Annotated in this window: 11 protein-coding genes; 8 read left to right on the top strand and 3 right to left on the bottom strand. The window is 68.9% G+C overall.

All coding sequences use genetic code 11. The features are described 5' to 3' along the window. Positions 1-51 precede the first annotated feature (51 nt). From ACI2K6_RS03985 to ACI2K6_RS03960, 6 genes are read left to right on the top strand one after another with little or no spacing between them, the layout of a single operon-like run. On the top strand, positions 52-1,371 hold the full coding sequence (locus ACI2K6_RS03985) for an extracellular solute-binding protein (RefSeq protein ID WP_404568122.1): 1,320 nt from the start codon (positions 52-54) through the stop codon (positions 1,369-1,371). After that, positions 1,368-2,744 carry a carbohydrate ABC transporter permease gene (locus ACI2K6_RS03980; protein ID WP_404568121.1) on the top strand — a complete coding sequence of 459 codons (1,377 nt, stop codon included), beginning with the start codon at positions 1,368-1,370 and terminating at the stop codon, positions 2,742-2,744. The genes ACI2K6_RS03985 and ACI2K6_RS03980 overlap by 4 nt, the downstream gene beginning before the upstream one ends. Further along, positions 2,737-3,570, top strand: a complete 834-nt coding sequence (locus ACI2K6_RS03975) for a sugar ABC transporter permease (RefSeq protein ID WP_274177603.1) — start codon at positions 2,737-2,739, stop codon at positions 3,568-3,570. The genes ACI2K6_RS03980 and ACI2K6_RS03975 overlap by 8 nt, the downstream gene beginning before the upstream one ends. Continuing rightward, complete coding sequence (locus tag ACI2K6_RS03970; protein WP_323987467.1) at positions 3,567-4,739, top strand: glycosyl hydrolase 53 family protein; 1,173 nt, start codon at positions 3,567-3,569, stop codon at positions 4,737-4,739. Before ACI2K6_RS03975 ends, ACI2K6_RS03970 begins: the two co-directional genes overlap by 4 nt. After that, positions 4,736-6,388, top strand: coding sequence for an arabinogalactan endo-beta-1,4-galactanase (locus ACI2K6_RS03965; protein WP_404568120.1), 1,653 nt, complete (start codon positions 4,736-4,738; stop codon positions 6,386-6,388). Before ACI2K6_RS03970 ends, ACI2K6_RS03965 begins: the two co-directional genes overlap by 4 nt. Before the next feature lie 48 nt (positions 6,389-6,436). Next, on the top strand, positions 6,437-7,006 hold the full coding sequence (locus tag ACI2K6_RS03960) for a hypothetical protein (protein WP_404568119.1): 570 nt from the start codon (positions 6,437-6,439) through the stop codon (positions 7,004-7,006). A gap of 48 nt (positions 7,007-7,054) precedes the next feature. Here the strand turns inward: ACI2K6_RS03960 and ACI2K6_RS03955 are convergent, their stop codons facing one another. The 3 genes from ACI2K6_RS03955 to ACI2K6_RS03945 form a co-directional block, all read right to left on the bottom strand. Continuing rightward, entirely contained in the window at positions 7,055-8,131 is a 1,077-nt protein-coding gene (locus ACI2K6_RS03955) for a LacI family DNA-binding transcriptional regulator (RefSeq protein ID WP_404568118.1), read from the bottom strand. A 90-nt stretch (positions 8,132-8,221) separates the two neighbouring features. Then, entirely contained in the window at positions 8,222-8,710 is a 489-nt protein-coding gene (locus ACI2K6_RS03950) for an Ig-like domain-containing protein (protein ID WP_404568574.1), read from the bottom strand. A 58-nt stretch (positions 8,711-8,768) separates the two neighbouring features. After that, a complete protein-coding gene (locus tag ACI2K6_RS03945) occupies positions 8,769-9,821 on the bottom strand; it encodes a carbohydrate binding domain-containing protein (protein WP_404568117.1) in 1,053 nt (350 codons plus the stop codon). Between the two features lie 72 nt (positions 9,822-9,893). Here ACI2K6_RS03945 and ACI2K6_RS03940 point away from each other — a divergent pair, with 72 nt between their 5' ends. Together ACI2K6_RS03940 and ACI2K6_RS03935 are read left to right on the top strand one after the other, a co-directional pair. After that, a complete protein-coding gene (locus ACI2K6_RS03940; RefSeq protein ID WP_404568116.1) occupies positions 9,894-10,304 on the top strand; it encodes a ribonuclease inhibitor in 411 nt (136 codons plus the stop codon). 55 nt (positions 10,305-10,359) lie between these two features. Beyond that, positions 10,360-11,097 (top strand): response regulator transcription factor, encoded by a 738-nt coding sequence (locus tag ACI2K6_RS03935; RefSeq protein WP_323987476.1) that lies wholly within the window; start codon positions 10,360-10,362, stop codon positions 11,095-11,097. Positions 11,098-11,141 lie beyond the last annotated feature (44 nt).

Raw genomic sequence — 11,141 nt, 5'->3', positions numbered from 1 at the left:
CCGCGCCAGTTGACTGGGACCGGTCACAGTCACGGCAACGAGGGAGTTCGCATGACCATCCGAAACACAGCAGCCATCACCCGCGCAACGGTGGGTACAGCGATCATCCTCGCCGTCGCGGTGAGCGCGGGATGCTCGAGCGCGCCCTCGGTCGAGCAGACGTCGCTGACCTGGGACGCCGAGGCGGGCGCGTATGAGATCGAGCCGGAGATCGCCAGCGGAGAGGTGCCGCTGAAGGTCTGGGTCGAATACCCCGAGTACGGCGAGGCGCTGGTCGAGGCCTTCGCCGCCGCGCATCCCGGCATCCGCGTCGAGGTGACGACGGTGTCGAAGGTGGATGCTGTCTCGAAGATGGCGCTCGACGGTGAGGCGGGCACCGGCGCCGACGTCTACTTCACGAACTTCACCGACCTGGCGAACGCGATCGAGTCCGGGGTGGCTGCGCCGCTGGGCGAGTACGCGGACGAGATCGCCTCGCGGGTCGGTGACGCGTTCGCGGGCGTCGTCAGCCGCGACGGCGAGCTGTACGGCGTGCCGGTGTCGACCGAGTCGATCGCGCTGTTCTACAACAAGACCCTCCTGCAGCAGCTCACGGGTTCGACCGAACCGGCGACGACCTGGGAGCAGATCCGCGAGCTCGCCGCGACCTACAACGACCCCCGGGAGAACCGGTGGACCATTCGTTGGCTGAGCGGGCAGCTCTACTACGCGTACCCGGTGCTCAGCTCGCTCGGGTGGCATCTCGGCACCGATAAGGGCGATCCCGGTCTCGATGCGCCGGCTCTCGCTGCCGGCCTCGAATACTACGGCGCGCTGCGCGACCTCTGGCCGGTCAACTCGGCGGACGCCACCTGGGACTCCATCGAGATGGAGTTCGGGAAGGGCCAGACGCCCTATGCGATCACGGGGCCCTGGTCGATCGGCGACTTCACCGCGGCGGCGGCGGAGAACGGCTTCGAATACGGCGTGACGACCCTCCCGTCGGCCCAAGGGGGAGGCGACGCAGCGACGCTCGCGGGTCTGGGAGTGGGGGTCGTCTCGGGCTACTCCGAGTATCCCGGCGCCGCGCGTGTGTTCGCGGCCTTCCTCGCGTCGGACGAGGCGGCCGCTGCGCTCTATCGAACGACGGGCGGCATCCCGGCGCTGACGAGGCTCAACGCCCAAGCCATCCCCGGACTCGCCGACGATCCGCACGCGAACGGGGTGCTCGCTCAGGCCGAGCGCTCCGACCTCGTCGCGGACGTGAGCGACGCGCTCTGGACGGTCGGCAACAACCTCGTCGCGGGCGTGTGGGACGGCGTCCTCGATCCGGCGACAGCGCAGCAGCAGGCGGTCGCCGGCTACGCCGACCTGACCGGGCTGGGGGAGTGAGCCCGCACCGACGCGGAGCGGACCCCGTGGCGCCCTGGACGCTCGGGCTCGCCTCCGCGCTGGTGCCCGGTCTCGGGCAGTTCCTCAACCGGGAGTGGGGCAAGGGTCTGGCACTCGGTGTCGTCGGCGCCGGTGCGGTGATCGCTGAGCTGCTCACCGGCCACTACGCCGACCTCTCGGGTTACACGCCGCGCACCCACGGCGGGTTCTTCGTCCGCGGTCTGTGGGGTCTCGTCACCCTCGGCACGCAACCGCGCACGATGACGGTCGCGGGGCTGTCGCCGGGCGACCACTCGATCGTCCTCATGATCAACGGCATCATCGCGGTCCTCGTCCTCGGGCTCATGGCGGCGACCACCGTCTGGGCCGTGCGCGACGCAGCACGGACGCGGCGCCGACTCATCACGAGCGGAGAGCGGCTGACCGCCGGGGAGTGGGTGCGCGCCGCTCGGCAGACGGCGTTCCCCTACCTCGTGCTCGCACCCACCCTGATCCTGCTGTTGTTCGTCACCGCCCTGCCGGTGGTCTTCGGCATCCTCATCGCATTCACCGACTACAGCAGCGACAACCTGCCGCCGATGCAGCTGGTCGACTGGGTCGGCCTCGCCAACTTCCGGCAGCTGCTGGGAGCCGGCGCCTGGGGTGCGACGTTCTTCGGCGTGCTCGGATGGACGGTGCTGTGGGCGGCGCTGGCGACAACCACGACGTACGCGCTCGGTTTTCTGCAGGCCGTCTTCGTCTCCAGCAGGCGCGTACGCCTGCCGCGCCTGTGGCGGAGCATCTTCTTCCTGCCGTGGGCGGTGCCCGCCATGATCTCAGCTCTCGTCTTCCGCTCGATGTTCAACGGTCAGTTCGGGCCCATCAGTCAGGCGCTCGTCGACCTCGGCATCACGCCCGAGCGGGTGATGTGGTTGACCGATCCGGCGAACCCCTGGCTCGCGCGGCTCATCGCGCTTCTGGTGAACCTGTGGCTGGGCTTCCCCTACTTCATGGCTCTCATCAGCGGTGCCCTGACGAACATCTCGCCGAGCTACTACGAGGCCGCGCGCATCGACGGCGCGTCGGCGGTGCAACAGGTGCGCTACCTCACGCTGCCCATCGTCCTGCGAGCCACGGCACCGTTGATCGTCCTGTCGTTCGTGGCGAACTTCAACAACTTCGGGGTCATCTACTTCCTCACCCAAGGTGGCCCTGCGAATCCCGACTACCGGTACGCCGGTGGTACCGACATCCTCATCACCTGGCTCTACAAGCTCACGCTCGACAACGGTCTGTACGACATCGCCTCGGTGATGTCGATCCTGATCTTCGTCATCGTCGGCAGCTTCTCGATCTGGAGCCTGCGTCGTTCGAAGGCGTTCACCGATGCATAGAACTCGGAACCGATTTCTCACCGTCCTGATCCATGTCGAGCTGCTGATCGTCGCGATCATCGTCCTCTACCCGCTGGCCTGGATCGTCGGTTCTTCCTTCGGCTCGGGGCGCTCACTCGCGCAGGCGTCGGCCATCCCGGCCGATCCGACTCTCGCCAACTACATCAGGCTGTTCGCTGAGACGCCGTTCGCCACCTGGTACGGCAACTCGCTCTTCGTCGCGGTGTCGAACATGGTGATCAGCGTGCTGCTGTCGGCGATCGCCGCCTATGTGTTCGCTCGGCTGCGCTTCGCGGGGCGGCGCCTGGGACTGCTCGTGATGCTGGTGATCCAGATCTTCCCGACGTTCATGACCGCGATCGCGATCTACATCCTCTATCTGAACTTCGGCCTGCTCGACAGTCTCACCGGTCTCGTGATCGCGAGCGTGGCGGCGGCGGTGCCGTACAACATCTGGTTGCTCAAGGGATACCTCGACGGCATCTCCACCAGCCTCGACGAGGCGGCCGTGATCGACGGGGCCTCGCATCTGCAGATCTTCACGCGCATTCTGCTGCCGTTGATGACGCCGATGCTGACCTTCGTCGCGGTCACCCAATTCGCGGTGCCGTGGATGGACTTCATCCTCCCGCGTCTTCTGATCAGCAGCCCGCAGAACTACACCGTCGCGATCGGGCTGTTCCAGCTGATCTCCGACCAGACGCGGAACGACTTCACGACGTTCGCGGCGGGGGCCATCCTCGTCGCGGTGCCGATCACAGTGCTCTACATGGTGCTCCAGCGATACCTGGTCGCGGGGCTAGCGCAAGGAGGAGAGAAGGAATGACGACGACATCACTACCGATTCGCGGGGCCGACGTGTCGATGACCGCGGAGGTCGAGGCGCTGGGCGGCAGCTTCTCGGATGCCGCGGGCACGAGGGACCTCTTTCGCATCCTGGCCGACCACGGCGTGAACCTCGCGCGCCTGCGGGTCTGGGTCGACCCGACCGACAGCGCAGGACGGCCGTACCAAGGCGGCACGAACGACCTCGCGACGACGCTGCGCTTGGCCGAGCGCGCGCGGGCAGCCGGACTCGACCTGATGATCGACCTGCACTACAGCGACTTCTGGGCCGATCCGAAGAAGCAGTCGCTGCCGAGATCCTGGGAGGGCCTCGACCTCGACGGTGTCTGCGATGCCGTCGCCGCGCACACGGCGGAGGTCATCACCGCCGTGCAGTCGAGCGCGGGCAGCCCGGAATGGGTGCAGGTCGGCAACGAGACGACGAACGGGATGCTGTGGCCGCACGGCCGCACGCCGCGGTACGACCTCGAGAGCCGTGCCTTCGAGGAGGTGTCGCCGGATGAGGCGTCCGAGCAGTACGACCGTCTCGCCCGACTGCTGCAGGCGGGGTCGAGTGCGGTGCGCGCGGCCGATTCCCGTTCGCGCATCGTCCTTCACCTCGACGCCGGAGGTGCTGCCGATCTCTATCGCCGGTGGTTCGACGAGATCACCATGAGAGGCGTCGACTTCGATGCCGTCGGACTGTCGTACTACCCGCTGTGGCACGGGTCGCTGGACGACCTGCGCGACAACCTCCACCAGCTCGTCGAGCGTTACGAGAAGGACGTCATCGTCGTCGAGACGGCGTACGCGTACCGGCCCGACAACCCCGGCGGGACCTCGATGTTCGACGCGAGCTCGCCTGCGGCGATCTACCCGGCCTCCGTCGAGGGTCAGGCCGGGTATCTCGACGACCTCGCGGGGGTCGTGCGGGGAGTGCCCGGTGGTCGGGGACTCGGGATCGTGTACTGGGAGCCCGCCTGGTTGCCCGTGCCCGGAACCTCCTGGGCGTCGGCGGCGGGGATGGACTACGGAAACGACGTGGCTGAGCCCGGCAACGGCTGGGCGAACCAGACGCTGTTCGATGAGCGGGGGCGCGTTCTCGCGTCACTGAGCGCACTCGGGGCGACCTCCGGTCGGCCCACAGTCACGAGAGAGGAACACAGATGACGAACCGAGCACGGCGGCGAGCGACGGCGCTTGCCACCGCGGCCGCAGCCGTCCTGGTCGCGGCGTTCCTTCCGGCGACCACCGCGAGCGCGGCTTTCGATCCGGACGACTTCGTGATGGGCGGTGACCTCGGGATGATCCACGAGGTCGAAACGCGTGGCGGGACGTTCTCCCGGGGCGGAGTCGTGGGCGATCCGATCGACATCATGGGCGATGCCGGCATGAACCTCGCTCGGCTCCGTCTGTGGGTCGACCCCTACACGGCTGCCGGCGAACCATACGGCGGTGGCACCAACGACCTCGCGACGACCATCGCGACGGCGCAGCGCGCGAAGGCCGCGGGGATGGACGTCCTGCTCGACTTCCACCTCAGCGACTGGTGGGCCGACCCGGGAACGCAGACCGTGCCGAAGGCGTGGCGCGGGCTGTCCTATCCGCAGCTGGTGTCGACCGTCCGCGCGTACACCGAGGACGTCATCGACGCCATGCGGACGGCCGGGGTGCTGCCCGACATGGTGCAGATGGGCAACGAGATACCCGGCGGCATCCTCTGGGATCACGGTCGGGTCGGCAACGGCGTCTCGGACTTCACTCAGCTGGCTGGCTTGCTGAAAGCAGGGATCGCGGGGGTCGACGCGGCGCTTCGAACGGGGGAGGACATCGAGATCGTCCTGCACCTGGACCACGGCGGCGACAACGCCCTCTATCGCTGGTGGTTCGACGCGATCACGGCTCAGGGTGTTCCGTTCGACATCATCGGGTTGTCGTACTACCCGTTCTGGCACGGGACCATGGGCCAGCTCGCGGCCAATCTCAACGACATCAGTGCGCGATACGGCAAGGACGTCCTCATCGTCGAGACCGCTTACGGGTGGACTCTCGGCGACGCCGACGGCCTCGGCAACTCGTTCTACACCGCCGAGGCGGCGACCGGTGGGTATCCGGCGACCGTCGCGGGCCAGACGGCGTTTCTGCGAGACCTCCGCGACATCGTCCGTGCTGTGCCTGACGGGCGCGGGCGCGGACTCATCTGGTGGGAGCCGGGCTGGCTTCCCGTCCCGGGCGCGAACTGGGGGACCGAGGCGGGAAAGATCGACAACGATGACCCGGGCGTCCTCTCCAACCCCTGGGACAACCAGACGCTGTTCGACTGGAGCGGCGCGGCCCTGACGACACTCGACGTGTTCGGGGAGGCGCCGCCGCCGAACCTCGTCGTCAACGGCGGCTTCGAGCAGGACGGTTACACGAACGATCCGACCGGCTGGGGTGTGTGGTCGCCGGGAGGCGCCCACGCCAACGCGGTCTTCACTCAGGACCCGGCGGTCGTCGGTGCGCTCAAGCTCACGTTCTGGAAGTCGACGCCCTACACCGCGTCGGCCTATCAGGCGCTCGGCGGGCTGCCGTCGGGGCTCTACCGGGTCTCCGCGTGGACGCTCAACAGCGGCGGCCAGACCTCCGCCTATCTGTACGCGAAGAACTCCGGCGTGCCGGAGCGCCAGGCAGCGCTGCCGGTGAGTCCGAACGACTGGAAGCGGGTGTCTCTGGAGGTGCCGGTCTCGAACGGAACTCTCGAGTTCGGGTTCTACACCGAGGCTGCCGGCGGTAACTGGCTCAATATCGACGACGTCCGCGTCGAGCGGATCGGCTGATGCGATACCGTCGAGGGTCGCCCGATCCCGACGAGAGGCCCGTCGCCCATGGACGCTCTGTTCTCCGTGGTCGGCTTCGCGGTCGCTGTCGTCATGCTGGCGATCGCGGGCGCGAGCGCCGTACTGGCGCGATCGTCCGACGTCGCCGCAGCCTGGCGTGACGAACGCGCCTCGGTGCTCTTCGTCGTAACGACCCAGCGCTGGCGGCGGGTCATGGTGCGCGTCGGCGGCTGCATGATGGCGATCATCGGCGTCATCAATCTCGTGGGTCCGATCACACGTCCGGAGGACTCGCCCGCGAGGCGGATCGTGGGGCTCGGAGCTCTGCTCATCGGCGCCGCGCTCCTGTGGCTCGCGCACGGGATGAGTCGGATGCGGCTCGAGGTCGCCCCAAAGGCGGTCTTCGTCTCGCGGGGCTTCCTGCCGCCGACCCGGGTCGAGCTGGCGGACATCACCCGGCTGCGCCCGCACGTGGCTCATCGTTACAGCGGGGTTCTCGCGAAGCGCGGCCGGCGGACGGCCTTCACGGCGACCTCGGCCATGACGGGCTACGGACAGCTCCTGGCACATCTGAAGGCCGAACGCCCCGACCTCTTCGCGCCGGGCGGCTTCCGCTGACGCGACGGCGCCCCGCTTGCCCTGCCGCTGCGCTAGGGCGCTGAGCCGCTACCGGGAGGGTGCGACCCCGACCGACCCGCCCGCTCGGATCGGCATCGGCACGCGTTCGAGGCGCGGCGAATCGCCGGGGGCAGCGAGCATCGCCGCCGCTCGCCGCCCGAGTTCGATGTGCGGGAGCGCGATCGACGTGAGCTCGGGCTCGACGGCGCGGGCGTAGGGGCTGCCGTCGAAGCCGATCACCGACACGTCGGTGGGGACACCGAGCCCGGCATGACGGAGCGCCTGATAGGCGCCGACGGCGAGCGCGTCGTTTGCGCACACGAGCGCGGTCGGCCTGACCCGGGGCTCCGCGAGCATCCGCGACACCGCCCGGCGCCCGTTCGCGACGTCCCAGTCGTCGTCGATTGCGGTGACGCCGGCGAGGCTCGTTCCCGCCGCGGCGAGCACCGCGTCGATGCCCGCGCGACGCTCGGCCAGAGCGATGGGGTCCCACTCCGGCCAGGCGGCCCCGCCTCTCGAGCCTGCCGGCAGCGCTCCGACGAACCAGATGTCGTCACGGTGACCGTGATCGAGCAGCATCCGCGCGGCGTCACGCCCTGCCGCGAGCTCGTCGGGCACGACCGCGTCGATCGACCCGTCTGCCGTCACGCAATTCAACAGGACCGTCGGGACGCCTTCGAGTGCCCGCGGAAGCGCGATGGTCCGCGTGAACATCGACGCGTAGATCACACCGTCGATGTCGCGGCCCAGGAGGCTTTGGAGCAGCTGCTCCTCGAGTTCCGCATCGCCCTGCGTGTCGACGGTGAACAGGAGGGTGTCGCGCTCGCGTAGCTCCTGCATCGCACCGCGGACCATCGAGTTGGCGAACGAGGTGCTGCTGACGAAGTCGGAGACCAGCGCGACCGTGCCGGAGCGGCCGGTGCGCAGGGTCTGCGCGGTGATGTTGGGGCGGTAGCCGAGCTCGTCCGCGGCGCGACGGACGCGTTCGAACACGTCGTCGGACAGGCGCTGGTCGGTGCGACCGTTCATCACGAACGAGACGGCCGAGCGCGAGACGCCCGCACGCTCCGCGACCTCCCGCAGCGTCACCCGGGGTGCCCTTCGGGTGGAGGGAGTGTCGGTCATATCTCGTTCCGGCTGTTGGTCGCGGTTCTCGAAAGCTAACACGGACGACGGGGGCCGCTCGGAAGCGTGTCCCGAGCGGCCCGCCCGAACTCAGCCGAGCCGTCGCCGACGCAGCAACGAGACGCCGGCCGCCATCAGCGCCGCGCCCGCGCCGACCGGCATCCACAGTGGCAGCGGGTCCATGCCCGAGCTCGCGAGGACGCTGCGCGCCGCGCCCGCAGAGGCCGAGCCCGCCGAGCCCGGCTCGTCGGGCTGTTCACCGGCTTGTGCCGTCACCGTGGCCGTGATGGTCGCGGTCACCTCGGTGCCACGCGCATCCGCCACCCGGTACCTCACCGGGGCCGCCGTTCCCTCGAACCCGGCATCCGCGATGAACGACACGACGTCCCCGTTCAGCTCGTATCGACCCTGTCCGTCGGTGACGACGGAGGTGGTCGGCGCGCCGGCCGCGTCGAGGAGGGCGAGCGACGCCGCATCGAGCGGGATGTCGGCATCGCCGGCGACGTCGTTGGCGAGCGGGTGCACAGCGATGCTGCCACCGGCGTGTAGAAGAACCGCATCGAATCCGCGCGCAGCGATCGGAAGACGTCGGCGGAGATCGTGAAGGGATGGCTGACGTCCGTGCCGACGCGGAGCCTCACATCGACCGCTTCCTCGGTGACGTCGCTGAAGTCGATCGTGTGAACGGAAGCCCCGCGGAGGCGTCGAAGCCTGCCGGCTGAGACTCGCCCGTGGCGAGGGCAGTACCGTCCGGCGCTTCGAGGGTCCACGGCAACGGTGCGCTGGCATCGGACACGACGGTCGCGCGCTTGGGGCCCCGGGTCAGATACCCGACCTGGTTGACCTTGACGGCCGGTCCGGGGTCGGCGGTGTAGGAGTAGGCGGTTCCCTGGAGGGAGATCTCGTCGAAACAGACCTCCGTGTCGGCTGCGACCGCGCCGAGGCGGAACTGCACCTGCCCGAGGTGATAGTCGCCGGCCGGCGACGTGGTGAACGGCAGGTCGTACGACTGGGGTTCGGTGCCGAGTTCGACAGATCGCTCGGTCACCGTCGCACACATCCGCTGGGCGGGGTTCGACAGCGCCACGGGGCCGCTCGTCCACCACGGGTTCGTGCTCTCGTCCAGTGTCGGGTTCGCGAGCAGCTCGTCGTCGCCGATCGGGGTGACCGGGGGAGTCGCGGCGTCGCGGGCGACGAGGCTCACGTCATCGACGCAGAATCGCGTGGCGCCGTTCGCGCCGAGGCGGAACTGCAGCTCGGACACGGTGCCCTGGCCCAGGTCGTGTGCCGTGAACTCCGCGCTGATCTGCTGCCAGGTGTCGGCGAGTGGCGTGCTCTCGGCGAGGTACGTCGTGTAGGCGGTATCCGGGACCTTCGGCGCCACCTGAGTGATGAGCGTGCCGGGCGCATCGGCGCGAACTCTCGCCGTCAGCGTGTAGGTGGCCCCATCGGCCAGCGCGAGGTCGCTCTGGCCGATGAGCACATCCCAGGGGTTCTCGGTGTCGGGCACGCCGGCGCAGAAGGCGCCGGTTGCGGTGTCGAAGCCGTCGACACCGACCGACCACCAGGGTTCGTGACCCGTCGAGAAGTCCCCGTTCCGGATCAGTTCTGCCAGGGCCGCTGCAGCGACCAGCGGGGCGGCGGTCATCGTGGCTCCAACGAGCATCCCCGTCGTGATCACGAACGTCACGCGTCTCCTGCGACGCTGTCTCTCGGCGGTGCCGCGCGCGCTCGTCATCGTCGCGGCGGCTAGCCTCGGCATGTGAATCGCCCGCCGTCCGCCGCCGTCGACCTGCGGATCGAGGGCGCGCGCGTCCGCGACATCCCGTCGCTCTACGCGGAGCTGAACCGTGTCTTCATGCCCGACGAGGAGTGGACTCTCGGGGAGAGCCTGGACGCCCTCGACGATCTGCTCTACGGCGGGTTCGGCGTCCTCGCGCACGCTTCGTCCGCTCGCGTCGTGTGGGCGGATTCGGCGATCTCGCGACAGGCGCTGGGCATCCCGCTCACCCGGGCCTACCTCGCCGCAAAGCTCGAGCGCCCCGACACCTACGCGGCACGGCCCGCGCGCGCGGCGCTCGACGAACTGGACCGGGGCGCGGGGAAGACCTACTTCGACCTGGTGCTGGACGTGTTCGCCGGCCACCCCGAGGTCAACCCCGTGCTCGCCTGAGACTCGTCTCGGGTTTTCTTAACGGGCGCATATTCTCACGCGCGACCATGAAGCCATGTCGCTCTCGTCGTCTCCGCTGTCCGATCCCGCGATCCGCGTGCTCGTCGTCGATGACGAGCCGAACCTCCGCCATCTGCTCGGGGCGGTGCTGTCACGGCAGGGCTGGCAGGTGGAGGTCGCTGCGACCGGCGCGAGCGCGATCGAGACCGCGCGTCGCATGAGGCCGCATCTCATGGTCCTCGATGTCGTGCTGCCCGACATCGACGGGGTCGAGGTGCTGCGCACGCTCCGCAGCGAGCTGAGCGAGACCATGGTCCTCTTCCTCACCGCCAACGGCACCGTGGCCAATCGCATCACCGGCATCGCCGCCGGCGGCGATGACTACGTCGCCAAGCCGTTCAGCGTCGAAGAGGTGGTGGTGCGTCTGCGCGGGCTGCTGCGACGCAGCCCCATGCTCATGCAGGGTGCACCGACCCCGATGCTCGAGGTCGGCGACCTGCGACTGAACGAAGACAACCACGAGGTCACGCGCGCGGGGGAGCAGATCCGGCTCACCGCGACGGAGTTCTCGCTGCTGCGTTTCCTGATGCTCAACGCCGATCGCGTCCTCAGCAAGGAGCAGATCCTCGATCGTGTCTGGGAGTATGACTTCGGACGGGAGTCGAACATCGTGGAGATCTACATCTCGTATCTGCGCAAGAAGATCGATCACGGGCGTGAGCCGATGATCCACACGCTGCGGCGGGTCGGCTACATCCTCCGCGCGGCACCAACGGTGCCGGCATCGTCGTGAGGTCGGCGCGGCCGGGAGGCCTGCGCACCCTGCGCGGCCGATCA

This window comes from Microbacterium sp. NPDC006705 (assembly GCF_044903545.1).
Taxonomy (GTDB): domain Bacteria; phylum Actinomycetota; class Actinomycetes; order Actinomycetales; family Microbacteriaceae; genus Microbacterium; species Microbacterium plantarum.
The sequence above is the reverse complement of the archived record's forward strand: the minus strand, read 5'-3'. Positions and strand labels throughout refer to the sequence as shown.